26 protein-coding genes, 1 tRNA gene, 1 pseudogene and 1 riboswitch are annotated in these 21,828 nt (G+C 69.7%); of the genes and pseudogenes, 19 read left to right on the top strand and 9 right to left on the bottom strand.

The features are described 5' to 3' along the window. On the bottom strand, nucleotides 1–1,072 hold a 1,072-nt coding region (locus CCN42_RS17975), incomplete at its 3' end, for a nicotinate phosphoribosyltransferase (RefSeq protein WP_107427609.1). Between the two features lie 8 nt (nucleotides 1,073–1,080). Here CCN42_RS17975 and clpS point away from each other — a divergent pair. From clpS to CCN42_RS18010, 7 genes are all read left to right on the top strand, one after another. After that, a complete protein-coding gene (gene clpS, locus CCN42_RS17980) occupies nucleotides 1,081–1,446 on the top strand; it encodes an ATP-dependent Clp protease adapter ClpS (protein ID WP_086736974.1) in 366 nt (121 codons plus the stop codon). A gap of 25 nt (nucleotides 1,447–1,471) precedes the next feature. After that, nucleotides 1,472–2,074, top strand: a complete 603-nt coding sequence (locus CCN42_RS17985; protein ID WP_086736976.1) for a DUF2017 domain-containing protein — start codon at nucleotides 1,472–1,474, stop codon at nucleotides 2,072–2,074. Nucleotides 2,075–2,435: 361 nt separating this feature from the next. Beyond that, nucleotides 2,436–3,842 carry an amino acid permease gene (locus tag CCN42_RS17990; protein WP_245877338.1) on the top strand — a complete coding sequence of 469 codons (1,407 nt, stop codon included), beginning with the start codon at nucleotides 2,436–2,438 and terminating at the stop codon, nucleotides 3,840–3,842. Nucleotides 3,843–3,975: 133 nt separating this feature from the next. After that, complete coding sequence (locus CCN42_RS17995) at nucleotides 3,976–4,398, top strand: M67 family metallopeptidase (RefSeq protein ID WP_086168067.1); 423 nt, start codon at nucleotides 3,976–3,978, stop codon at nucleotides 4,396–4,398. 77 nt (nucleotides 4,399–4,475) lie between these two features. Next, complete coding sequence (locus tag CCN42_RS45885) at nucleotides 4,476–4,571, top strand: putative leader peptide (protein ID WP_019065921.1); 96 nt, start codon at nucleotides 4,476–4,478, stop codon at nucleotides 4,569–4,571. 121 nt (nucleotides 4,572–4,692) lie between these two features. Continuing rightward, the gene (locus CCN42_RS18005; RefSeq protein ID WP_086736980.1) at nucleotides 4,693–4,971 is read left to right on the top strand and encodes a MoaD/ThiS family protein; all 279 of its coding nucleotides are present in this window, start codon (nucleotides 4,693–4,695) and stop codon (nucleotides 4,969–4,971) included. 6 nt (nucleotides 4,972–4,977) lie between these two features. Next, on the top strand, nucleotides 4,978–5,928 hold the full coding sequence (locus CCN42_RS18010) for a PLP-dependent cysteine synthase family protein (RefSeq protein WP_086168069.1): 951 nt from the start codon (nucleotides 4,978–4,980) through the stop codon (nucleotides 5,926–5,928). 94 nt (nucleotides 5,929–6,022) lie between these two features. Here the strand turns inward: CCN42_RS18010 and CCN42_RS18015 are convergent. Then, nucleotides 6,023–6,404: pseudogene (locus tag CCN42_RS18015) on the bottom strand (type II toxin-antitoxin system PemK/MazF family toxin). 205 nt (nucleotides 6,405–6,609) lie between these two features. Here CCN42_RS18015 and CCN42_RS18020 point away from each other — a divergent pair. Continuing rightward, complete coding sequence (locus CCN42_RS18020; protein ID WP_086736981.1) at nucleotides 6,610–7,362, top strand: MBL fold metallo-hydrolase; 753 nt, start codon at nucleotides 6,610–6,612, stop codon at nucleotides 7,360–7,362. A 241-nt stretch (nucleotides 7,363–7,603) separates the two neighbouring features. Here CCN42_RS18020 and CCN42_RS18030 read toward each other — a convergent pair whose 3' ends face one another. Together CCN42_RS18030 and CCN42_RS18035 are read right to left on the bottom strand one after the other, a co-directional pair. Then, entirely contained in the window at nucleotides 7,604–8,854 is a 1,251-nt protein-coding gene (locus CCN42_RS18030) for a PTS transporter subunit EIIC (protein WP_086736985.1), read from the bottom strand. A gap of 145 nt (nucleotides 8,855–8,999) precedes the next feature. Continuing rightward, on the bottom strand, nucleotides 9,000–10,289 hold the full coding sequence (locus CCN42_RS18035; protein WP_086736987.1) for a PTS transporter subunit EIIC: 1,290 nt from the start codon (nucleotides 10,287–10,289) through the stop codon (nucleotides 9,000–9,002). A 187-nt stretch (nucleotides 10,290–10,476) separates the two neighbouring features. On the opposite strand from CCN42_RS18035, the gene CCN42_RS18040 reads away from it, so the two are divergent. The 4 genes from CCN42_RS18040 (at nucleotide 10,477) to rdgB (ending at nucleotide 12,724) form a co-directional block, all read left to right on the top strand. Beyond that, entirely contained in the window at nucleotides 10,477–10,710 is a 234-nt protein-coding gene (locus CCN42_RS18040) for a PTS sugar transporter subunit IIB (RefSeq protein ID WP_086168074.1), read from the top strand. Between the two features lie 82 nt (nucleotides 10,711–10,792). Further along, complete coding sequence (gene rph, locus CCN42_RS18045; RefSeq protein WP_086168075.1) at nucleotides 10,793–11,530, top strand: ribonuclease PH; 738 nt, start codon at nucleotides 10,793–10,795, stop codon at nucleotides 11,528–11,530. A gap of 143 nt (nucleotides 11,531–11,673) precedes the next feature. Beyond that, a complete protein-coding gene (locus CCN42_RS18050; protein ID WP_086736989.1) occupies nucleotides 11,674–12,075 on the top strand; it encodes a hypothetical protein in 402 nt (133 codons plus the stop codon). A 43-nt stretch (nucleotides 12,076–12,118) separates the two neighbouring features. Then, nucleotides 12,119–12,724, top strand: a complete 606-nt coding sequence (rdgB, locus tag CCN42_RS18055) for an RdgB/HAM1 family non-canonical purine NTP pyrophosphatase (protein WP_086736990.1) — start codon at nucleotides 12,119–12,121, stop codon at nucleotides 12,722–12,724. A 23-nt stretch (nucleotides 12,725–12,747) separates the two neighbouring features. On the opposite strand, the gene CCN42_RS18060 is transcribed toward rdgB, so the two are convergent. The 4 genes from CCN42_RS18060 to bcp all read right to left on the bottom strand — a co-directional run bounded on the left by CCN42_RS18060 (nucleotide 12,748) and on the right by bcp (nucleotide 14,874). After that, nucleotides 12,748–12,822, bottom strand: a tRNA-Leu gene (locus CCN42_RS18060). A gap of 12 nt (nucleotides 12,823–12,834) precedes the next feature. Then, entirely contained in the window at nucleotides 12,835–13,683 is an 849-nt protein-coding gene (locus CCN42_RS18065; RefSeq protein WP_086736992.1) for an HNH endonuclease, read from the bottom strand. Then, complete coding sequence (locus CCN42_RS18070; RefSeq protein ID WP_086736994.1) at nucleotides 13,680–14,309, bottom strand: HNH endonuclease; 630 nt, start codon at nucleotides 14,307–14,309, stop codon at nucleotides 13,680–13,682. The genes CCN42_RS18065 and CCN42_RS18070 overlap by 4 nt, the downstream gene beginning before the upstream one ends. 97 nt (nucleotides 14,310–14,406) lie before the next feature. Continuing rightward, on the bottom strand, nucleotides 14,407–14,874 hold the full coding sequence (gene bcp, locus CCN42_RS18075) for a thioredoxin-dependent thiol peroxidase (protein WP_086168078.1): 468 nt from the start codon (nucleotides 14,872–14,874) through the stop codon (nucleotides 14,407–14,409). Nucleotides 14,875–14,968: 94 nt separating this feature from the next. On the opposite strand from bcp, the gene CCN42_RS18080 reads away from it, so the two are divergent. From CCN42_RS18080 to CCN42_RS18090, 3 genes are all read left to right on the top strand, one after another. Beyond that, entirely contained in the window at nucleotides 14,969–15,298 is a 330-nt protein-coding gene (locus tag CCN42_RS18080) for a DUF3618 domain-containing protein (RefSeq protein WP_086736996.1), read from the top strand. A 78-nt stretch (nucleotides 15,299–15,376) separates the two neighbouring features. Further along, nucleotides 15,377–15,679 carry a GroES family chaperonin gene (locus CCN42_RS18085; protein WP_373296984.1) on the top strand — a complete coding sequence of 101 codons (303 nt, stop codon included), beginning with the start codon at nucleotides 15,377–15,379 and terminating at the stop codon, nucleotides 15,677–15,679. Nucleotides 15,680–15,740: 61 nt separating this feature from the next. Then, nucleotides 15,741–15,803, top strand: a riboswitch (guanidine-III (ykkC-III) riboswitch). Between the two features lie 36 nt (nucleotides 15,804–15,839). Then, the gene (locus CCN42_RS18090; RefSeq protein ID WP_086168080.1) at nucleotides 15,840–16,160 is read left to right on the top strand and encodes a DMT family transporter; all 321 of its coding nucleotides are present in this window, start codon (nucleotides 15,840–15,842) and stop codon (nucleotides 16,158–16,160) included. Nucleotides 16,161–16,181: 21 nt separating this feature from the next. On the opposite strand, the gene CCN42_RS18095 is transcribed toward CCN42_RS18090, so the two are convergent. After that, nucleotides 16,182–18,575, bottom strand: a complete 2,394-nt coding sequence (locus CCN42_RS18095; protein WP_086737003.1) for a transglycosylase domain-containing protein — start codon at nucleotides 18,573–18,575, stop codon at nucleotides 16,182–16,184. A 199-nt stretch (nucleotides 18,576–18,774) separates the two neighbouring features. Between CCN42_RS18095 and CCN42_RS18100 the strand changes: the two genes are divergently transcribed. The 4 genes from CCN42_RS18100 to CCN42_RS44510 form a co-directional block, all read left to right on the top strand. Then, nucleotides 18,775–19,575, top strand: coding sequence for an ABC transporter permease (locus CCN42_RS18100; protein WP_086736998.1), 801 nt, complete (start codon nucleotides 18,775–18,777; stop codon nucleotides 19,573–19,575). 22 nt (nucleotides 19,576–19,597) lie between these two features. Further along, nucleotides 19,598–20,446: an ABC transporter permease gene (locus CCN42_RS18105; protein ID WP_245877339.1), complete on the top strand. Its 849-nt coding sequence runs from the start codon at nucleotides 19,598–19,600 to the stop codon at nucleotides 20,444–20,446. 16 nt (nucleotides 20,447–20,462) lie between these two features. Next, the gene (locus CCN42_RS18110; RefSeq protein WP_107427608.1) at nucleotides 20,463–21,458 is read left to right on the top strand and encodes an ABC transporter ATP-binding protein; all 996 of its coding nucleotides are present in this window, start codon (nucleotides 20,463–20,465) and stop codon (nucleotides 21,456–21,458) included. Between the two features lie 32 nt (nucleotides 21,459–21,490). Then, a partial coding sequence (locus tag CCN42_RS44510) for a DUF1707 SHOCT-like domain-containing protein (RefSeq protein WP_245877340.1) occupies nucleotides 21,491–21,828 on the top strand: 338 nt, incomplete at its 3' end.

Genomic DNA, 21,828 nt, shown 5'->3' on the forward strand with positions numbered 1-21,828 from the left:
CGGACATCTTGCCGCCGCTGGACTTCTTCGCCACCGGCACCAGCGGCGCCGCCGGGTCGGCGGACTCGGCGCGGGCGACCAGCTTGTAGACCATGGAGGCCGTCGGATAGCCGGACCCGGTGACCAGCTGGGTGCCGACGCCGTACGCGTCCACCGGGGCCGCCGCCAGCGACGCGATGGCGTACTCGTCGAGGTCCGAGGTCACGATGATCTTCGTGTTCACGGCGCCCAGCTCGTCCAGCTGCTGCCGCACCCGGTGCGCGACCAGCAGCAGGTCGCCGGAGTCGATCCGCACCGCGCCCAGTTCCGGCCCGGCGACCTCCACGGCCGTACGGACCGCCTCGGTCACGTCGTAGGTGTCCACCAGCAGGGTCGTGCCGCGGCCCATGGAGTCCACCTGGGCCCGGAAGGCGTCCCGCTCGCGGTCGTGCAGCAGGGTGAAGGCGTGCGCGGAGGTGCCGACGGTCGGGATGCCGTAGCGGAAGCCGGCCGCGAGGTCCGAGGTGGAGGCGAAGCCGCCGACGTACGCGGCGCGGGCGGCGGCGACCGCGGACAGCTCGTGGGTGCGCCGGGCCCCCATCTCGATCAGCGGGCGGTCCCCGGCGGCCGAGGACATCCGGGAGGCCGCCGCGGCGATGGCCGAGTCGTGGTTGAGGATGGAGAGGACCACCGTCTCCAGCAGCACGCACTCGGCGAAGCTGCCCTCGACCCGCAGGATCGGCGAGCCCGGGAAGTACACCTCGCCCTCGGGGTAGCCCCAGATGTCGCCGCTGAACCGGTACCCGGCGAGCCAGTCCAGGGTCTCCTCGCCGACGATGCCGCGCTCGCGCAGGAAGCCGAGGACGCCCTCGTCGAAGCGGAAGTTCTCGACGGCGTCCAGCACCCGCCCGGTGCCCGCGACCACGCCGTACCGGCGCCCGTTCGGCAGCCGCCGGGTGAAGACCTCGAACACGCTCCGCCGTTCGGCGGTGCCCGCCCGCAGCGCGGCCTGCAGCATCGTCAGCTCGTACTGGTCCGTGAAGAGCGCCGTCGAGGGAACATCCACCGGCAGCCCAAGGTCCGCTGTGTTCATGGCAACGGATGCTACTCCTATTTCGTCAGTGTGACGATTTCTGGTGCGCGTGGCAGCATGGTCATGTGACGTCAGCCGCTCCCCTCGAGATCGAACGCACCGAATCGGCGGAAGAGGTCTCCGCCGTCCCCGAGCCGGACGTCCCCTGGGTCACGATCGTGCACAACGACCCGGTCAACCTCATGAGCTATGTGGCGTATGTCTTCCAGACGTACTTCGGCTACTCCAAGGACAAGGCCACCAAGCTCATGCTCGACGTCCACCACAAGGGCCGGGCGGTCGTCTCCAGCGGTTCCCGCGAGGAGATGGAACGCGACGTGCAGGCCATGCACGGCTACGGTCTGTGGGCCACCCTCCAGCAGGACCGCAAGTAGCCGGTCGGAAGCAGCGAATCCCTCCATGCCAGGAACCTTCGAACCGCTCCCCGGCGGCGGCGCGGCCGTCGCCCTCGACGACGTCGAGATCTCCATCATCCGCTCGCTGGCCGTCCAGCTGCTGGAACTCATCGGGCCCGGCCCCGCCGAGGACGCCTCCGGCGACCCGTTCGCCGAGCTGTTCGCCGACGGCCCGAGCGAGCCGCCCGCCGACCCGGTGCTGCGCCGCCTCTTCCCGGACGCCTACGGCGACCCGGAGGGCGTCGCGGACCCGAAGGCGGCCGAGGAGCAGAAGGCGTACTCCGCCGAGTTCCGCCGCTACACCGAGAACGACCTGAGGGCCGGCAAGCGGGAGAACGCCCTCGCGGTGATCCGTTCCCTGGACGCGCTGTCGTCCGCCGGTGACGGCGGGGCAGTGCTGAAGCTGTCGCCCGACCAGTCCCGGCAGTGGCTCGGCGCCCTCAACGATCTGCGCCTCGCCATCGGCTCCCGGCTGGAGATCACCGACGAGGACGACACCGATCTGCTCTACCGGCTGCCGGACGAGGATCCGCGCAAGCCGATGGTGATGGCGTATCTGTGGCTGGGCGGGCTCCAGGAGACGCTGGTCTCGACACTGCTGCCCTGATCGGCACGCTTGCCCTGATATGCCCCCAAGGGCACGCGCGAAAACGTTCGCTCAGCGGACGCTCAAATCCGGATAACGATCCTGTCACCAGTGGTGCGCCGAATGCGCCGCCTGAGTGCTCTTTGTCCGCTTTCTCTTGTGGTGTACACCACACTGCGCCCCGGTGATCACTGTCGCGCCCGTGATAGACCTTCACGATCGCCCGGCGCACACCACCCATGTCGCGCCGGGTGCGCCACCGAGCCGACGACCGTCGGCCAGGCAGGAGCGGAAACGCTCAGCTCCAGCAGTCCGGGGGGATCGTGACCCGATCCGAGGCCGACGACAGGCCCGGGTCGGTATGGAGAAAGGCGCACCACACATGACCTCTGTGCAGGTCGACAAGGAGAACACCTCCGAAGAGGGGTACGAGCGGGGCCTCGGCAGCCGGCAGATCCAGATGATCGCCATCGGCGGCGCCATCGGCACCGGTCTCTTCCTCGGGGCGGGCAAGGGCATCTCCAAGGCCGGGCCCAGCCTCATCCTGGCGTACGCCGTCGCGGGCCTCGTCATCTTCTTCATCATGCGCGCGCTCGGCGAGCTGCTGATGTACCGCCCCGTATCCGGCTCCTTCTCGGAGTACGCACGCGAGTTCATCGGGCCCTTCGCGGGCTTCGTGACGGGATGGACGTACTGGCTCTTCTGGGTCGTCACCGGCATCACCGAGGTCACCGCCGCCGCGGCCTACATGACGTACTGGTTCGACATCCCCCAATGGGTGTCGGCCCTGATCTTCACGATCATCCTCTACGCCGCCAACCTCATCTCCGTGAAGCTCTTCGGTGAGCTGGAGTTCTGGTTCTCGATGGTCAAGGTCACCGCGATCATCGGCATGATCCTGATCTGCGCCGGCATCCTGACGATCGGCTTCTCGGACGCCGGCGACACCGCCTCCGTGACCCACCTGTGGAGCGACGGCGGCTTCTTCCCGCACGGTGTCGGCGAGTCCCTGATGACCCTCCAGATGGTCATGTTCGCGTTCCTCGCCGTCGAGCTGGTCGGCGTGACCGCGGGCGAGTCCAAGGACCCGAAGACCGTGCTTCCCAAGGCGATCAACACCGTGCCGTGGCGTATCGCCGTCTTCTACGTCGGCGCGCTGATCATGATCCTGTCGGTCGTGCCGTGGACCCACTTCCAGCCCGGTGTGAGCCCCTTCGTGGCCGCCTTCGAGAAGATGGGCCTGGCCGCGGGCGCGGGCATCGTCAACTTCGTCGTCCTCACCGCCGCCCTGTCGTCCTGCAACTCCGGCATGTACTCCACCGGCCGCATGCTGCGCGACCTGGCACTGAACAACCAGGGCCCGAAGCTCTTCACCAAGCTGACCTCCAACGGCCTCCCGCTGGTCGGCACCACCTTCTCCGCCGCGCTGATGATGGTCGGCGTGTGGATCAACTACCAGTGGCCCGGCAAGGCGTTCGACTACGTCGTCTCCTTCGCCACGATCTCCGGCATGTGGGCCTGGATCATGATCCTGGTCAGCCAGATCCGCTACCGGGCCAAGGCCGACCGCGGCGAGCTGCCCCGCTCGGAGTTCCGCGCCCCGGGCGCGCCGTTCACCAGCTGGTTCGCGCTCGCCTTCATCGGCATGGTGATCGTGCTGATGGGCATCGACAAGGACGCCCGGATCTCGCTGTACTGCGCGCCGCTGTGGGCCCTGATCCTCGGCGTCGCCTACCTCGTCCTGAAGAGCCGCAACCCGGAAGCGGCGGCCTTCAAGAAGCGCGGCTGACCCTCCCCGAGGACGCCCGGCCGCGGGGAGTACTCGTGGCACTCCCGGCGGCCGCCGCTCAGGGCGTCCGGCATATGGGCCGTTCCGTACCAACCCTCGGTACGGAACGGCCCTTTTGCTTATCCTGACGAACATGCTGACCATCACCCAGGCCCTCTACGACCAGATCGTCGCGCACGCCCGCAAGGACCACCCCGACGAGGCGTGCGGCGTCATCGCGGGCCCGGCGGGCTCGGACCGCCCCGAGCGCTTCATCCCCATGCTGAACGCGGCCATGTCGCCCACCTTCTACGAGTTCGACTCCGGCGACCTGCTCAAGCTCTACCGCGAGATGGACGACCGCGACGAGGAGCCGGTGGTCATCTACCACTCCCACACCGCCACCGAGGCCTACCCCTCGCGCACCGACATCTCGTACGCCAACGAGCCCGGCGCCCACTACGTCCTGGTCTCCACCGCCGACACCGACGGGATGGGCGCGTTCCAGTTCCGCTCGTACCGAATCGTCGAAGGCCAGGTCACCGAGGAGGAAGTGAACGTCGTGGAGGCCTACTGACCGCACTTCGGTCAGAATTCATCCACCATCTGAGATCACATTCCAGAAACCGGACCGGGAATCGATACGATGAGCCCATGGTTCTCCTCGACGTGAGTGACAAGGCGCCGGGCACGCTGCTCGTGGCGCGTCTGCACGTCGATCTGTGCAGGCTGAACAGCGCCATCTGTTGACACCGCGCTGCCGCCGTACGGCCGTGTGCCGCGGCGCTCCCCCGGAGCCGAAGGCCTGGGGGAAACCTCATCGCGCGCCCACCGACCGAGACCCCTTTTTTTCCGACAGGAGCCCCTTGCCATGGCCATCGAGGTCCGCATCCCCACCATCCTCCGCCAGTACACCGACGGCCAGAAGGCGGTGGAGGGCAACGGTGACACCCTCGCCGACCTGTTCGCCGACCTCGAGACCCGGCACGCGGGCATCCAGGCCCGGATCGTGGACGGCGACCAGCTCCGCCGGTTCGTCAACGTCTACCTGAACGACGAGGACGTCCGCTTCCTCGACGGCATCAACACCAAGCTGTCCGACGGCGACAACGTCACGATCCTGCCGGCCGTGGCCGGCGGCATGGCCTGACCGGCGATGCGGTACGACTCCCCGCTGGCCGCGGTCGGCAACACCCCCCTGGTGCGCCTGCCGCGGCTGTCGCCGTCCGCCGACGTCCGCATCTGGGCCAAGCTGGAGGACCGCAACCCCACCGGCTCGGTCAAGGACCGCCCCGCCCTGCACATGATCGAGCAGGCGGAGAAGGACGGCCGGCTGACCCCGGGCTGCACCATCCTGGAGCCCACCTCCGGCAACACCGGCATCTCCCTCGCCATGGCGGCCAAGCTCAAGGGCTACCGCATGGTGTGCGTGATGCCCGAGAACACCTCGCAGGAACGCCGGGACCTGCTCGGCATGTGGGGCGCCGAGATCATCTCCTCGCCCGCCGCGGGCGGCTCCAACACCGCCGTCCGCGTCGCCAAGGAACTCGCCGCCGAGCACCCCGACTGGGTGATGCTCTACCAGTACGGCAACCCGGACAACGCGGGCGCCCACTACGCCACCACCGGCCCCGAGATCCTCACGGACCTCCCCTCGATCACCCACTTCGTCGCGGGCCTCGGCACCACGGGCACCCTCATGGGCGTCGGCCGCTACCTGCGCGAGCACAAGCCGGACGTCAAGATCGTCGCGGCGGAACCGCGCTACGACGACCTGGTCTACGGCCTGCGCAACCTCGACGAGGGCTTCGTCCCCGAGCTGTACGACGCGTCCGTGCTGACCACCCGCTTCTCGGTCGGCTCCGCCGACGCGGTCACCCGCACCCGGGAACTCCTCCAGCAGGAGGGCATCTTCGCGGGCGTCTCCACCGGCGCCGCCCTGCATGCCGCGATCGGCGTCGGCAAGAAGGCCCTGAAGGCCGGCGAGAGCGCGGACATCGTCTTCGTCGTGGCCGACGGCGGCTGGAAGTACCTGTCGACAGGCGTCTACACGGCGGCGACGACGGAAGAAGCGATCGAAACCCTGCAGGGCCAGCTCTGGGCATGAGAAGCGCCCCAAGAGGGGCGCGGGGCTGTACCGGCATACGGCTCTGCCGCCTGGGCGCGGTGGAGCCCCACGGCCCGCACCCGGGAGACGCCCGCTACCCGGTCAGGTGACGGACCTGGTCCCAGAGGACCGGGTCCACCACCCCCACCCTCCTGCGGAAGTCCCCGACAGGGACCACGCACGGCTCGTCCGTCTCCAGGAAGCTCGCCCGCCCCCGCGTGTCCCCCACGGACCCCGGCGGAAGCGGAATCACCCCGGCGCGCTCGTCGCGGTACCGGCTGGTGATCTTCACGACCGTGATCCGGCGCCGGTGCACCGACAGCACCAGGCCCGTCCGCCCACCAGATCTCCGCCGGCCGCGGCCGGACCGCCTCCGCCCGCTCCCGCCGGACCCGCCGGCCCCGGCCGCTCACGAGCGCGGCGGCCAGCGCGAGGAGCACCACCGCCGCGAGCGCCGGCCACCAGGACGTGTCCATACCGACGACGGTACCGGCGTGCGCCCACCACCGCGCGCCTGCGCGTGCGCCGTATGAGCCGCGCGCCCAGCCGAACCGGTGACAGCACAGGTGAGTTCGCCCACAACGGCGACTGCCGGAGGAGCGACCGGACGTTTTGCGCCTTACGCTCGACGGACCGCACGACCCCCGTTACTCACCACCCGCCAGCGGAGGTTTCTGCTTCATGAAGCTCACCGTCGTCGGCTGCTCGGGGTCGTTCCCGTCCGCGGAATCGGCCTGCTCGAGCTACCTCGTCGAGGCCGACGGCTTCCGGCTGCTCCTCGACATGGGCAATGGCGCCCTGGGCGAGTTGCAGCGCCACTGCGGTCTCTACGACCTCGACGCGATCTTCCTCAGCCATCTGCACGCCGACCACTGCATCGACATGTGCGCGTACTTCGTGGCGCGCTACTACCGGCACGACGGCGGACGCTGTGACCCGATCCCCGTCTACGGCCCCGAAGGCACCGAACACCGGCTGACCACGGCCTACGCCGACACCCCGTCCGCCTCCTCGATGAGCGAGGTGTTCGACTTCCACACGGTCAAGCCGTCGACCTTCGAGATCGGCCCCTTCACCGTGCACACCGAACGCGTGGCGCACCCCGTGGAGGCGTACGGCATCCGCATCGAGCACGGCGGCCGCATCCTGACCTACTCCGGTGACACCGGCGTGACCCCGGCCCTCGACGAACTCGCCCGCGACGCGGACCTGTTCCTGTGCGAGGCCGCCTTCACGCACGGCAAGGAGAGCATCCCCGACCTGCACCTCAACGGCCGCGAGGCGGGCGAGACGGCAACCCGGGCAGGCGCCCGCCGCCTGGTCCTCACCCACATCCCCCCGTGGACCGACCCCCAGGTCAACCTGACCGACGCCCGGGCGGTGTACGAGGGCCCGGTGGAACTGGCGGTGCCCAGGAGGTCGTACGAGATCTAGGCCGTGTCCGCAAAGTCCCGTCTGCCCCGCGACGCCTGGCACGCACTCTCGCCGCGCCGGGCGAAGCCCCAAGTACATCCAGTACGAGGGACTCCGCCCGGCGCGCCGAGAGCACGCACCAGACGCCGCGGGGCCCGCCCTTCGGGCGGACGACGGGACTTTGCGGACACGACCTAGCACCCGCATGCGGGAAGGCCCCGGAACCGCGTCGGTTCCGGGGCCTTCGGCTGTCGGGCGGGACTCACGCCTTCGTGAGGTCCTCGACCTCCTCCTCGGGCTCGCGGCCCGGCGTGGTGAGGTTGAACTTGACGATCGCGAACCGGAAGGTCACGTAGTAGATCGCGGCGAAGACCAGGCCGATCGGAATGATCATCCATGGCTTGGTGGCCAGGTTCCAGTTGAGGAAGTAGTCGATCGCGCCGGCCGAGAAGCTGAAGCCGTGGTGCACGCCCAGCGCCCAGGTGACGGCCATCGAGATGGCGGTCAGGATCGCGTGGATGACGTACAGCACCGGCGCGATGAACATGAACGCGAACTCGATCGGCTCGGTGATGCCGGTGACGAACGAGGTCAGCGCGAGGGACACCATCATGCCGCCGACCGCCTTGCGGCGCTCGGGACGGGCGCAGTGCGTGATGGCCAGGGCGGCGGCCGGCAGGGCGAACATCATGATCGGGAAGAAGCCCGTCATGAACTGACCGGCGGTCGGGTCGCCGTGGAAGAAGCGCGGCAGGTCACCGTGCCAGACGGCACCGGCGGAGTCCGTGAAGGAGCCGATCTCCTGCCAGGCCACCGTGTTGACGAACTGGTGCATGCCCACCGGGAGGAGCGCTCGGTTGATCGCGCCGAAGATGCCCGCGCCGGCCGCGCCGAGCCCGGTCATCCACTCGCCGAAGTCGGTGATGACGCCGCCGATGGGCTCCCAGACCAGGCCGAAGACGACACCTACGGCGGTGCCGATGAAGGCCATCAGGATCGGCACGAGGCGACGGCCGTTGAAGAAGCCCAGCCAGTCGGGGAGCTTGGTCCGGTGGAAGCGCTGCCAGACGACCGCGGCTATCAGGCCCATGATGATGCCGCCGAAGACCTTCGGGTCGTTGTAGGTGGCGGCTACGTCCGCCCCCTTGGTGACCTTGGCTTCGGTGATGGGGAACGCGGTCAGAACGTTCTTGTAGACGAGGAAGCCGACCAGCGCGGCGAGAGCGGTGGAGCCGTCGGCCTTCTTGGCGAACCCGATGGCGATGCCGACGCAGAACAGCAGGGGCAGGTTCGCGAAGACCGCGTCGCCCGCGGTGGCGAACACAGCCGCCACCTTGCCCCAGCCCAGGCCGTCCGCACCGAAGACGTCCGGCTGGCCGAGCCGCAGCAGGATGCCCGCGGCCGGCAGGACGGCGATCGGGAGCTGAAGGCTGCGGCCGACCTTCTGAAGGCCCTGGAAAAGACCGGATCCCCACTTCTTCGTGGGGGCCGCCGTCGAGGTGGCGGTGCTCATAGACTTCCTCCATCGGGTGGTGGTCTACACCACTCAGTGGTGTAGACCTGTTTTAGCACGATGAAGGATGGATAAGGAACCCACGATTCCAGCTACCGAGCCGCTACGCCGCGTGCCTGTGACCTAGGGCGTTTCCCGCGTTGGATCAGACCTTCGCGACGTCCTCGACCTCTTCCTCCGGCTCCCGCCCCGGCGTCTTCAGATCGAATTTCGTGATCGCGAATCGGAAGACCGCGTAATAGACGGCGGCGAATACCAACCCGATCGGAATGATCAGCCACGGTCTCGTCGCGAGATTCCAGTTGATGACGTAGTCGATCAGACCGGCCGAGAAGCTGAATCCGTCGTGCACCCCGAGCCCCCACGTCACCGCCATCGACACCCCGGTGAGCAGGGCGTGGATCGCGTACAGCGCCGGCGCGATGAACAGGAACGAGTACTCGATGGGCTCGGTGATGCCGGTCACGAACGACGTCAGCGCCACCGACAGCATCAGGCCGCCGACCTCCTTGCGGCGGTTCGGCCGCGCGCAGTGCGTGATCGCCAGGGCCGCGGCCGGCAGCGCGAACATCATGATCGGGAAGAAACCCGAGGTGAACTGACCGGCGTCCGGGTCGCCCGCCAGGAACATGTTGATGTCCCCGTGCACCTGCTGGCCGTCGGGCTTGGTGTACGTCCCGAACTGGAACCAGATGGGCACGTTCAGGAACTGGTGCAGCCCGATCACCAGCAGCGCGCGGTTGGCGACGCCGAACACACCCGCGCCCCAGGCGCCCAGGTCGCTCATCCAGTCGCTGAAGCTCTCCAGCGCGTCACCGATCGGCGGCCACACCCACAGGCACAGCGCGGCGAACACGATCGCCACGAACGCCATGATGATCGGCACCAGCCGGCGCCCGTTGAAGAACCCCAGCCAGTCGACCAGCCGGGTCCGGTGGTAGCGCTGCCAGAAGAACGCCGCCAGCAGACCCATCACGATGCCGCCGAACACCCCGGGGTTCTGGTAGGTGAACGCGCTCACCGTCCCGTCGACCGTCCCCTGGCAGCCGATGTTGACGACGGGCTTCGTCCCGGCCGGACAGTCCTCGGGAAACTGCCGCAGCACGTTGTAGTAGACGAGGAAACCCGCCACGGCGGCGAGCGCCGTCGAACCGTCCGCCTTCTTCGCCATGCCGATGGCCACACCGATGCAGAACAGCAGCGGCAGCCCGAGCGAACTGTCCAGCAGGGCACCGCCCGCGCCGTTCATCACCTTGGCCACATCGGTCCAGCCCAGTCCCTCGTCGCCGAAGACGTCCGGCTGCCCCAGCCGGTTGAGGATGCCCGCGGCCGGCAGCACGGCGATCGGGAGCTGAAGGCTGCGGCCCATCTTCTGCAAGCCCTGGAACAGGGAGTTCCAGCGGGCGCGGGCCGGACTGACGGCGTCGGCACTCATGAGGGTCCTTCCGAGCGGTTTGGCGACCGTCTGTCAGGTGGTGTAGACCAGTCATGGACGATTGTGTTGCCGTGACGTCATCCTGCGGTTCACACGGCCGATATGCTCGCGAAGTTGCGCCGACTGTGGGTTACTGCGACAAAGCAGCACAAACGGCACACATCCTGCCGGATCAGGGAGAAAGAACATGGCCAGCAAGGCTGAGAAGATCGTTGCCGGGCTCGGCGGCATCGACAACATCGAAGAGATCGAGGGCTGCATCACCCGCCTGCGGGTCGAGGTCAGCGACGCCTCGCTGGTCGACGACGCCGCCCTCAAGGGCGCCGGCGCCCACGGCGTGGTCAAGATGGGCACCGCCATCCAGGTCGTCATCGGCACCGACGCCGACCCGATCGCCGCGGAGATCGAAGACCTCATGTGAGCCCTCGGCCCACCCCGAAAGGGGCCCTTCCCGCGCCACACGCCCGGGAAGGGCCCCTTCCATATACGGCTAGGCTCAGCCCATGTCTCGAATCGACGGCCGCACCCCCGAACAACTCCGCCCGGTCACCATCGAACGCGGCTGGAGCAAGCACGCCGAGGGCTCCGTCCTCGTCTCCTTCGGCGACACCAAGGTGCTGTGCACCGCCTCCTTCACCGAAGGCGTCCCGCGCTGGCGCAAGGGCAGCGGAGAAGGCTGGGTCACCGCCGAGTACTCCATGCTTCCCCGCGCCACCAACACCCGCGGCGACCGGGAATCCGTCAAGGGCAAGATCGGCGGCCGTACGCACGAGATCTCCCGCCTCATCGGCCGCTCCCTGCGCGCCGTCATCGACTACAAGGCACTCGGCGAGAACACCATCGTCCTCGACTGCGACGTCCTCCAGGCCGACGGCGGCACCCGCACCGCCGCCATCACCGGCGCCTACGTGGCCCTCGCCGACGCCGTCTCCTGGGCCCAGGGCAAGAAGCTGATCAAGCCCGGCCGCAAGCCCCTGACCGGCACCGTCTCCGCCGTCTCCGTCGGCATCGTCGCCGGCGTCCCGCTGCTCGACCTCTGCTACGAGGAGGACGTCCGCGCCGAGACCGACATGAACGTCGTCTGCACCGGCGACGGCCGCTTCGTCGAGGTCCAGGGCACCGCGGAGGCCGAGCCCTTCGCCCGCGACGAACTCAACGCCCTGCTCGACCTCGCGGTCGCCGGCTGCACCGACCTGGCCGCGGCACAGCGCGCGGCGCTCGAAACGGCCGACGGAAAGTAAAGAGCGCACCAAAACCGATGCTCGGCACGGGCAACCGCGCCGAGCATCACCGCGTCTTGAGAAGTACGGGCGCACGGCTTCACCACCGTGCGCCCGGCCAGTCCGGGGGCCCGAGGGCCTGCGTCAGGGAGGGAACCAGAACCATGGCCGTGAGCCGCCGCCGCCGAACCCGCACCGCCATCGCCGCCACCGTGGCCGCCGTCGGCCTCACCCTCGGTCTCACCACCGGCTGCGACGCCGTCAACAAGGCGCTCGACTGCGTCGAGACCGCCGACGCCGTCGCCGACGCCGTGACCGACCTCCAGCAGGCCGTCGACAGCGCCGCCAACGACCCGACGCAGACCCAGGAGGCCATCGACTCCATCGGGAAGAGCCTCGACAAGATCGACAGCGAGACCGGCGACGCCGACCTCGACAAGGCCACCGAGGACCTGCGCCGCGCCCTCATCGAGGTCACCACCGCCATCGAGAACGGCGACCAGACCCCCGACATCGCCGGCGTCACCGACGCGGCCGGCGAACTGACCAAGGTCTGCACCTCGTAACGCCCCGCGGGCGGCCCGGACACCGGCAGGGATACTGAACGGCATGACCCGCTTGATCCTCGCCACCCGCAACGCCGGAAAGATCACCGAGCTGAGGGCGATCCTCGCCGACGCAGGCCTGCCCCACGAACTCGTCGGCGCCGACGCCTACCCCGACGTCCCCGACGTCCGGGAGACCGGCGTCACCTTCGCCGAGAACGCCCTGCTGAAGGCCCACGCCCTCGCCCAGGCCACGGGCCTCCCCGCGGTCGCCGACGACTCCGGCCTCTGCGTGGACGTCCTGGGCGGCGCCCCCGGCATCTTCTCCGCCCGCTGGGCCGGCCGCCACGGCGACGACAAGGCCAACCTCGACCTGCTGCTCGCCCAGCTCTCCGACATCGCCGACGAACACCGCGGCGCCCACTTCGCCTGCGCGGCGGCCCTGGCGCTGCCGGACGGCACGGAGCGCGTCGTCGAAGGCCGCCTGCGGGGCGTCCTGCGCCACGAGCCCGCCGGCACCGGCGGCTTCGGCTACGACCCGATCCTCCAGCCCGAGGGCGAAACCCGTACCTGCGCGGAACTGACCCCGGAGGAGAAGAACGCCATCAGCCACCGCGGCAAGGCGTTCCGCGCGCTGGTCCCGGTGGTGCGGGAACTGCTCGGGGTCTGAGCTGGGTGAAAGGGGGCGTTGGGTGGGCCCGGTGGGACTCGAACCCACGACACACCGGACCTAAACCGGCGCCCTCTAGCCAGCTGGGGTACGGGCCCAACGCCGTTACTCTACTGGGCGCGAGCGGCTCGCACGCGACCCGGTCGGGAGTGGGTCCTCGTCTGACTGTGACAGGAAGGACACAGGTACCGTAGATTCTCCCGCCGGTTGTCCCATCGGTCGCCGTTGACGTGATCGATCTCGAGCACCAGCCGCCTGCCCTGCCAGGTGTCACCCAGGCCGCACTTGGCGCAGACGCGGGGCTCGCCCAGGTCGTCGAGCGCACGGCGCAGGACCTCCGTCTTAGTCCGGGGCGTGCCCGTCGGCTGCTGCCGGAGGATTTCATCGGCCGATCTGCGACGAGGCGAGGGAACTCCCTTGCGGTGTCCCTGGCCGGTGAAGTGGGCCGTGGAGATGTGATGCGCTTCCAGACTCCGTTTCACGCGTTGCCGGTTGCTCCCGTTGTCCGACAGACCGAGTGCCTGGAGGAGTCCGGCGAGACTGCTGGAGTCGGCGACGGCTGTCCTGAGCGGTTCGGCAGGTACGAGCCGCGTGCCCTGTCCCCGCCCTGTGGTGAAGTGCGTGGTGTCGATGTCCCACTCGGCGAGCTTCTTCCGGAGGTGCCCGTACAGGCTGTCCCCGGGGGGAACGCCCAGGTGGTCGAACATCTCACGGATGCCGGTGGAGCGTGCCGCCGCTTCCGCGAGGGCCTCGCGGGTGTACACCACCCTCTCCCGCACGGGCAGCGGCTCGTGGACGAAGTGAGAGGTTTCGATCCCGTAGTGCTCCAGTCTTTTGCGCACGTAGCGAAGCGTCTGGCTGCACAGCGGCGCGTCCAGACGGCGCAGCAGGTCCACCAGGCTGGTGGAGACGGCCGCCGTGGCTGCGAGGGTTTCTTGGGGGAAGCGGGCCCGGCTCATGCGCGCCCCCGCTTGCGGCCACGATAGGTGTCGGTCACCGCGTGGCAGTTGGGGCACAACAGGCGCAGGTTCTCCTGGCGGTTGTCCCACCACTTCCCGTTGATGTGATCGACTTCTAGCCTGAGAGGCCTGCCGTTCCATTCCGGGCCGGTGCCGCACAGAACGCATCGCTCGGCGCGTCCGATGCGCAGCAACTCGCGCCGCAGCCGCTCGCCGGAGACCCGCCCGTCCTCGCGCTCGCCCAGGCAGAGCAGGGCACCGCGGGGGCCGGCCTTCGCCGCGGGGAGCCTACGGGCTGCCGCGAAGTGGGAGATCTCGATGCCGAGCGCTCTGATCCTGCGGGCGATGTGGGCCTGATTGCCGCCGACCTGGTCGAGGCCCAGGTGCCGTACGACGTCCCGCATGCTGTTCGACGCGGCGACGGCGGCACGCAGGCGCTCTTCGGTGTGGCGGACCTGGTTCGTCGCGAGATGGGCGATGTCTATGCCGGCCTCGGCCATCTTCTGGCGCAGATACCTGCGCGTGCCCGGTGTCGGGCGTCCTCCGCACCACCGGACCGCGTCGTCGATGTGCCGTGTCTCGCGAGCTGCCTCTTCCAGCAGCTCGCGGGTGTACCTGGCGCCCATGCCCACCCCCGGATCGGTCAGGCGTTCCCGTCTCGTACGGATCAACGAGCCGCGGTGGAAGGGGTCACGCCCGGCCCGTCGGGGGAAGGGGGGCGGGTCAGATGCCCAGGTCCTTGATGATCTTGGCGACGTGGCCGGTGGCCTTGACGTTGTAGAGGGCGCGTTCGACCTTGCCCTCCTCGTCGACGATCACCGTGGAGCGGATGACGCCGACGACCGTCTTGCCGTAGAGCTTCTTCTCGCCGTAGGCGCCGTAGGCCTCGAGGACCTGTTTGTCGGGGTCGGCGAGGAGGGTGACGCCGAGGGATTCCTTCTCGCGGAACTTGGCGAGCTTCTCGGGCTTGTCGGGGGAGACGCCGATCACGTCGTAGCCCGCGCCGGCCAGCAGGTCCAGGTTGTCGGTGAAGTCGCAGGCCTGCTTGGTGCAGCCGGGGGTGAGGGCGGCGGGGTAGAAGTAGACGATGACCTTGCGGCCCTTGTGGTCCGAGAGGGAGACCTCGCGGCCGTCGGCGTCGGGGAGGGTGAAGGCGGGGGCGGTGTCCCCGGGCTGAAGTCGCTCGCTCATCCGGCTAGCGTAACCGGGGGTGCTGACAGTGCGGCGGGACGCTGAGCTGACAGACTGTCCGCAACAGGCAAACGCAGACTTCGGAGGCCGTACGGTGGCGGACACGTCGGACACCAGAACCCCGGCGCAGATCGAGGCGGACATCAAGCGACGCCGCGAAATGCTGGCCGAGACGCTCGACGAGATCGGGGTGCGGGTGCATCCGAAGACCATCGTCGGGGACGCCAAGGCGAAGGTGGTCAGCAATATCGATCACACGGTCGGCCGGGCGTATGTGCAGGTCAATCGGGTGGTGAGTGAGGTGAGGGCGTCGTTCGTCGATGACGAGGGGGCGCCGCGGCTGGAGCGGGTCGTGCCCGTCGCGCTGGTCGCCGTGGGCGTGGTGGGGCTGCTCGTCCTCGGCACCCGGCGGCGCAAGGGCTGAGGCCGGACAGGTAGGTTCGACAGCGTGAGTGCCAAGAGAGACGACCAGAACATCCCGCACGACAAGCTGCCCATCCGGATGCTGCACGACCGTGTGCTCGTGCGGCAGGACACCAGCGAGGGCGAGCGGCGTTCGGGCGGCGGCATCCTGATTCCCGCGACGGCGGCCGTGGGCCGTCGGCTGGCCTGGGCGGAGGTCGTCGCGGTGGGCCAGAACGTACGGACCGTGGAGCCGGGCGACCGGGTGCTCTACGACCCGGAGGACCGTGCCGAGGTCGAGGTGCGCGGTGTGCCGTACGTGCTGATGCGGGAGCGCGACCTGCACGCGGTGGCCGCGGACCGGTTCGAGGGGTCGGAGGACTCGACGGGCCTGTACCTGTAGGACGGCCATGCGCACGGCAGAGGGCCGGTGACGATCGTCACCGGCCCTCTGCGCTGCCTTTTGCTACGTTGGAACGGCACCCGACGAGACGCGCCGTACCGGGTCAAGGCAAAGACGACGCACCCCGTTGCCGCGACATACGTCTCTCGGAGGTGCCCCCATGGCCTGGGTTCTGCTGATCGTCGCCGGTCTGCTGGAGGTCGGCTGGTCGATCGGGATGAAGTTCACCGACGGTTTCACCCGTCTCGTCCCGAGCCTGTTCACCGGCGCCGGCATCGTCGCCAGCATGCTGCTGCTGTCCTACGCGGCCCGTTCCCTGCCCATCGGTACCGCCTACGGCGTCTGGGTGGGGATCGGCGCGGCCGGTTCGGCGGTGCTCGGCATGGTCGTGCTGGGTGAGCCGGCGACCGCCGCCCGGATCTTCTTCGTCTGTCTGCTGCTGGTGGCCGTGGTGGGGCTCAAGGCGACCTCCGGTCACTGAGCCCCACGGACGGGGACGGGCTCATTCCCGCCGGCTGGTCGGCGTGATGCCCGTCGTCGTCCCGGCGGGTCCGCCGGGACCGCCCGGTGTGCCACCGGTGGTGCCGCCGTCGGCGCCGCCGGTGGTCGTGTCACCCGTGGTCCCGCCGTCGGTGGTCGTGCCGCCGTCGCCGGTGGTCCCTCCGTCGGTGGTGGTGCCGCCGGTCGTCCCGCCCGTGGTGCCGTCGTCCGGGGTGCCGGTGTCGCCGGTGGTGCCGCCGTCGGTCGTGCCGCCCTCGGTCTGGCCCTCGGTCCGGCCCTCGTCGGTGTCGCCGGTCTCGCCGGGGGTGGCGCCGTCGGTGGGCGCGTCGGTCTCGGGGCTTTCGGTGGCCGGCGGGACCTCGGGGTACACCCAGTCCTCGGCGCCGTCCTGGAGCTCCAGGTTGAACTCGGTGGCCGGGGTGCCCTCCAGGGCGTCCTTGGTGAACTGGGCCCAGATGTCGGCGGGCGCGCCGCCGCCGTTGATCCGGTCGAGGCCCAGCGCGCCGTAGAGCGGCTTGTGGTCGGCGGTGACCGGGTCCTGGCCCATGACGGCGACGACGGTGGCCAGGTCGGGGGTGTAGCCCGCGAACCAGGCGGCGGTGTCCTCCTCGGCGGTGCCGGTCTTGCCGGCGGCGGGGCGGCCCGCGGCCTGCGCGGCGGTGGCGGTGCCGTTCTCGACGACGCTCTGCAGGACCGAGGTGGTGGTGTCGGCGGCGGCGCGGCTGATCGCCTGGCGGGTGGTGCGCTGCGGGAGCTGGATCTCGACGCCGTCCTTGGTCAGCTCCTCGATCATGGTGTACGTGCCGTGCTCGCCGTGGTTGGCGAGGGTGGCGTACGCCTCGGCCATGTCGAGGACGCTGGCCGTGGCCGTGCCGAGCGCGATGGACGGGCCGGTGTGCAGTTCGGGGGTGTCGGCGGGCAGGCCGAGGTCGATCGCGGTCTGCTTGACCTTGTCGGAGCCGACGTCGACGGCCATCTGCGCGTACACGGAGTTCACGGACTTGTCGGTGGCCTCGCGGACGGTGATGGGGCCGTAGTCGTAGTGGTCCTCGTTCTCGGGGGCGTAGTAGCCGCCGTCCCAGCCGTGCACGGGGCGTTCGCTGGTGCCGTCGTAGATGGTGTTGGGGGTGATGGGGCGGCCGTCCTGGGTGGTGGAGCCGTTCTCGACGGCCGAGGTGAAGACGAACGGCTTGAAGGTGGAGCCGACCTGGAAGTCGCGGCGGGTGGCGTTCGGCGTGTACTGCTTCACGTAGTCGATGCCGTTGTACATCGCCACGACCTTGCCGGTCTGCGGGTCGACGGCGGCGCCGCCCGCGCGGACGTAGGTGTCGACCTTGTTGTTCTCCGGGTCCAGCTTGCTCATCAGCTGGTCGTCGACGGCCTTCACGAAGGCGTCCTGCTTGGGCTTCTCCAGGGTGGTGGTGATGCGGTAGCCGCCCGCGTCGAGGGACGCCTCGTCGACGATGTCGTTCTTGATCAGGTAGTCCTTGACGATCCGGACGATGTAGCCGCGCTGCCCGGACAGGCCGGTGGAGACGGTGGTCTCCTTCGGCATGGGGAACTTCATGCCGGCCCGCTCGGACTCGCTCAGCCAGTTCTCCTTGACCATGCCGTCCAGGACGTAGTTCCAGCGGGCCTCGGCGAACTTGCGGTTCTCCGGGTGGGCGACGACGTCGTACTCGCTGGGCGCGTTCAGCAGCGCGGCGAGGTAGGCGCCCTTGGCGGCGTCGAGTTCGGTGGCGTCGACGCCGTAGTAGGCCTGGGCGGCGGCCTGGATGCCGTAGGCGTTGCGGCCGAAGTAGCTGGTGTTGAGGTAGCCCTGGAGGATCTCGTCCTTGGACGTCTCGCGGTCCAGTTTGATCGCGATGAAGAACTCCTTCGCCTTGCGGGTGAGCGTCTGCTCCTGGGCGAGGTAGTAGTTCTTCACGTACTGCTGGGTGATGGTGGAGCCGGACTGCTTGCCCTTGCCGGTGGCGGTGTTCCAGGCGGCGCGGACCATCGCCTTGGGGTCGACGGCGGACTCCGAGTAGAAGTCGCGGTCCTCGGCGGCGAGCACGGCGTGCTGGGCGTCCTTGGAGATCTGCGCGAGGGTGACGTTCTCCCGGTTGACCTCGCCGTCGCGGGCGAGCTGGGTGCCGTCGGCGTAGAGGAAGACGTTGCTCTGCTTGATCGCGAGGGCGTTGGCGGGCGGGATCTTCACCAGCGAGTAGCCGAGGAAGAACAGACCGCCGAGCAGCAGCAGGCCGGTCACGAAGGTGCCGAGCACCATCCGCCAGGTGGGGATGACGCGGCGCCAGCCGGTGCGCTTGGGCCGCTTGGCCTTACCGCCCCCCGGCCCGCCTCCCGGCCCGCCCTCGTTCGGCTGGTGCGCCTGCGGCTGCGGCTCGTCGCTCATGTCGTGCACGGACTCCTGTTTTCGCCGCGTACGTTCCCGTACGCCTCGTACGTTTAAGCGCCCCCCGGATGAAGACTCTCGCGCCGCGCGTTCCGTTCCCGGATCACCGCACGGTTCTGCCGGAAATTGCGTGGCAGGCACGGTGGGCCGCCCGCTAGGCTCCTGCGCTTCGTGTCGGCGGGCCCGGGAGGCGGTTGGTGTGGGTGCGGGACGGTTGTACGCGGCCGTCGCTGCGGGGGGTTTCCGACGGTACGCGACGTATCGGGCGGCCACGGCCGCGGGGGTGTTCGCGAACACCGTCTTCGGTCTGATTCTCGTCCACACCTACCTCGCGCTGTGGGACGAGAGACCGCAGCTCGGCGGGTACGACCAGGCGCAGGCGGTCACCTATGTGTGGCTGGGGCAGGCGCTGCTGGCGGCTGCCGCGATCGGCGGCGGTGGCTTCGAGGACGAGCTGATGGAGCGCATCCGTACGGGTGATGTCGCGATCGACCTGTACCGGCCGGCCGACCTCCAGCTGTGGTGGCTCGCCGCGGACCTGGGCCGGGCCGCGTTCCAGCTGCTGGGGCGCGGGGTGGTGCCGTTCGCGTTCGGGGCGCTGTTCTTCGACGTGGAGCTGCCGTCCCGGCCGGGGGTGTGGGCGGCGTTCCTGGTGGCCGTGGTACTGGGCATGGTGGTCAGCTTCGGCATCCGCTATCTGGTGGCGCTGAGCGCGTTCTGGCTGATCGACGGCACGGGCGTGGCCCAGATGGCGTGGCTGGCCGGGTTCTTCTGCTCGGGGATGCTGCTGCCGCTGAACGTCTTCCCGGGCGGGCTGGGGGAGGCCGTACGGGCGCTGCCCTGGTCGTCGTTGCTCCAGGCACCCGCGGACGTGCTGCTGGGGAAGGCGGACGCGCTGGGGACGTTCGCCTTCCAGGCGGCGTGGGCGGTGGCGCTGCTGGCGGCCGGGCGGCTGGTGCAGTCGGCGGCGACACGGCGGGTGGTGGTGCAGGGTGGGTGAGCACGGAGTGGCTCGGAGCGGGGTGGCCGAGAGCAGTGCGGCCGGACGCCGGGTGGGCGAGAACCGGCTGGTCGACGGGGTGCGCGCCTACCGGATGATCGCCGCCATGTGGATCCGCTCCACGATGGCGTACCGCGCCTCCTTCGCCATGACCACCTTGGGCAACTTCGCGGCGACGGCGCTGGACTTCGTGGCGATCCTGCTGATGTTCTCCCGGGTCGACGCGCTCGGCGGCTACGCGCTGCCCGAGGTCGCCTTCCTCTACGGCCTGTCCAGCGTCTCCTTCGGCCTGGCCGACCTGGCGATCGGCTCGATGGACCGGCTGGGCCGCCGGCTGCGCGACGGCACCCTGGACACCCTGCTCGTGCGGCCCGCGCCGGTGCTCGCCCAGGTCGCCGCCGACCGGTTCGCGCTGCGCCGCCTGGGCCGGGTCACCCAGGGCGCGCTGGTGCTGGCGTACGCCCTGTGGACGGTGGACATCGACTGGACGGTGCCGAAGCTGCTGCTGATGCCGGTGGCGCTGGTCAGCGGGGCGGGGATCTTCGGTGCGGTGTTCGTGGCGGGGGCGGCGTTCCAGTTCGTGGCGCAGGACGCGTCGGAGGCGCAGAACGCGTTCACGTACGGGGGTACGACGCTGCTCCAGTACCCGCCGACGATCTTCGGCAAGGAGCTGGTGCGCGGGGTGACCTTCGTCCTGCCGCTGGCCTTCGTGAACTGGCTGCCCGCCGCGTACGTCCTGGACCGGCCGTATCCGCTGGGGCTGCCCGGGTGGGTGGCGTTCACGCCGCCGGTGGTGGCGGTGGCGTGCGGGGCGCTGGCGGGGCTCGCGTGGCGGGCGGGCCTGCGGACGTATCGGAGCACGGGGAGCTGAGGAGCTGAGGGGCCCAATGGACAGTGCCGGGGACAGTGCCTTCGGGGACGGTGCCTTCATCGAGGTGGACCGCGTCGAGAAGGTCTTCGACGTGCGCCGGAAGACCGGCTTTCTCAAGCGGGAGCGGCGGCAGGTGCGGGCCGTCGACTCGATCTCGTTCACCGTGCCGCGCGGCGAGATGGTCGGGTACATCGGCCCGAACGGCGCCGGCAAGTCGACGACGATCAAGATGCTGACCGGCATCCTCACGCCGAGCGGCGGCCGGCTGCGGGTCGCGGGCATCGACCCGTCCCGCGAACGGTCGCGGCTCGCGCACCGGATCGGGGTGGTGTTCGGGCAGCGGACGACCCTGTGGTGGGACCTGCCGCTGATCGACTCGTACCGGCTGACCCACCGCATGTACCGCATTCCCGACGCCCGTTACCGCGCCAACCTCGACCGGTGCGTCGAACTCCTGGAACTGGGCGCCCTGCTGGACGTGCCCGTGCGCCAGCTCTCCCTCGGCCAGCGGATGCGCGGCGACATCGCGGCGGCGCTGCTGCACGACCCCGAGGTGCTGTACCTGGACGAGCCGACCATCGGTCTCGACGTGGTGTCCAAGGCTCGAGTGCGCGCGTTCCTGCGGGACTTGAACGCCGAGCGCGGCACCACCGTGCTGCTGACCACCCATGACCTCCAGGACATCGAGCAGCTGTGCTCCCGGGTGATGGTCATCGACCAGGGGCGGCTGATGTACGACGGCCCGCTGGCCGGGCTGCACGAGGCGGGGGAGAGCGAGCGCACCCTGGTCGTGGACCTGGAGCGGGAGCTGCCGCCGATCGACGCCCCGGCCCCGGCCCGCGTGGTGCGGGTGGAGGGGCCCCGGCAGTGGCTCGCCTTCCCGGCCGCGCAGTCGGCGGCGCCGCTGGTGGCGCGGATCGCGGCGGAGTATCCGCTGGTCGACCTGTCGGTGCGGGAACCCGACATCGAGGCCGTGATCGCCAAGATGTACGAGGAGCGGGCGACCGCGTAGTGCGCGGCGCGGGGAGTCCGTAGGCTGCTGGTATGACCGACGATGCTCCGGAGCTGCGCGCCTCCGACGCCGATCGTGAACGAGTCGCCGAGGTCCTGCGGGACGCCCTCGCGGAAGGGCGGCTGGACATGGCGGAGTTCGAGGAGCGGCTCGACGCGACGTACCAGGCGCGGACGTACGGGGAACTCGCGCCGATCACCCGTGACCTGCCGGTCTCGGGCGTCGCCGTGCCCGCCGTGTCGATGACGAAGGACCCGGCCGCGGGTACGAGTTGGGCGGGGCGGATCGTCGGCGGCGAGGGCTCGTCGGCGCGGGCCGTGGCCGTGATGTCGGGGTTCCAGCGCACGGGGCGCTGGACGGTGCCGCGGCG

Origin of the sequence: Streptomyces glaucescens, from assembly GCF_002154375.1 — a bacterium.
In the GTDB taxonomy this organism is placed as follows: domain Bacteria; phylum Actinomycetota; class Actinomycetes; order Streptomycetales; family Streptomycetaceae; genus Streptomyces; species Streptomyces glaucescens.

Excerpts from the sequence above, each read along its gene's own strand:
- rdgB (WP_086736990.1), top strand. The coding sequence starts at position 12,119 with ATGACCCGCTTGATCCTCGCCACCCGCAACGCCGGAAAGATCACCGAG.
- CCN42_RS45885 (WP_019065921.1), top strand. The coding sequence starts at position 4,476 with ATGGTTCTCCTCGACGTGAGTGACAAGGCGCCGGGCACGCTGCTCGTG.
- CCN42_RS17985 (WP_086736976.1), top strand. The coding sequence starts at position 1,472 with ATGCCAGGAACCTTCGAACCGCTCCCCGGCGGCGGCGCGGCCGTCGCC.
- CCN42_RS18090 (WP_086168080.1), top strand. The coding sequence starts at position 15,840 with ATGGCCTGGGTTCTGCTGATCGTCGCCGGTCTGCTGGAGGTCGGCTGG.
- rph (WP_086168075.1), top strand. The coding sequence starts at position 10,793 with ATGTCTCGAATCGACGGCCGCACCCCCGAACAACTCCGCCCGGTCACC.
- clpS (WP_086736974.1), top strand. The coding sequence starts at position 1,081 with ATGCTACTCCTATTTCGTCAGTGTGACGATTTCTGGTGCGCGTGGCAG.
- CCN42_RS18040 (WP_086168074.1), top strand. The coding sequence starts at position 10,477 with ATGGCCAGCAAGGCTGAGAAGATCGTTGCCGGGCTCGGCGGCATCGAC.
- CCN42_RS18005 (WP_086736980.1), top strand. The coding sequence starts at position 4,693 with ATGGCCATCGAGGTCCGCATCCCCACCATCCTCCGCCAGTACACCGAC.
- CCN42_RS18110 (WP_107427608.1), top strand. The coding sequence starts at position 20,463 with ATGGACAGTGCCGGGGACAGTGCCTTCGGGGACGGTGCCTTCATCGAG.
- CCN42_RS18085 (WP_373296984.1), top strand. The coding sequence starts at position 15,377 with ATGCTGCACGACCGTGTGCTCGTGCGGCAGGACACCAGCGAGGGCGAG.
- CCN42_RS18035 (WP_086736987.1), bottom strand. The coding sequence starts at position 10,289 with ATGAGTGCCGACGCCGTCAGTCCGGCCCGCGCCCGCTGGAACTCCCTG.
- CCN42_RS18095 (WP_086737003.1), bottom strand. The coding sequence starts at position 18,575 with ATGAGCGACGAGCCGCAGCCGCAGGCGCACCAGCCGAACGAGGGCGGG.
- CCN42_RS18065 (WP_086736992.1), bottom strand. The coding sequence starts at position 13,683 with ATGAGCCGGGCCCGCTTCCCCCAAGAAACCCTCGCAGCCACGGCGGCC.
- CCN42_RS17995 (WP_086168067.1), top strand. The coding sequence starts at position 3,976 with ATGCTGACCATCACCCAGGCCCTCTACGACCAGATCGTCGCGCACGCC.
- CCN42_RS18070 (WP_086736994.1), bottom strand. The coding sequence starts at position 14,309 with ATGGGCGCCAGGTACACCCGCGAGCTGCTGGAAGAGGCAGCTCGCGAG.
- CCN42_RS17990 (WP_245877338.1), top strand. The coding sequence starts at position 2,436 with ATGACCTCTGTGCAGGTCGACAAGGAGAACACCTCCGAAGAGGGGTAC.
- CCN42_RS18050 (WP_086736989.1), top strand. The coding sequence starts at position 11,674 with ATGGCCGTGAGCCGCCGCCGCCGAACCCGCACCGCCATCGCCGCCACC.
- CCN42_RS18010 (WP_086168069.1), top strand. The coding sequence starts at position 4,978 with ATGCGGTACGACTCCCCGCTGGCCGCGGTCGGCAACACCCCCCTGGTG.
- CCN42_RS18030 (WP_086736985.1), bottom strand. The coding sequence starts at position 8,854 with ATGAGCACCGCCACCTCGACGGCGGCCCCCACGAAGAAGTGGGGATCC.
- bcp (WP_086168078.1), bottom strand. The coding sequence starts at position 14,874 with ATGAGCGAGCGACTTCAGCCCGGGGACACCGCCCCCGCCTTCACCCTC.
- CCN42_RS18020 (WP_086736981.1), top strand. The coding sequence starts at position 6,610 with ATGAAGCTCACCGTCGTCGGCTGCTCGGGGTCGTTCCCGTCCGCGGAA.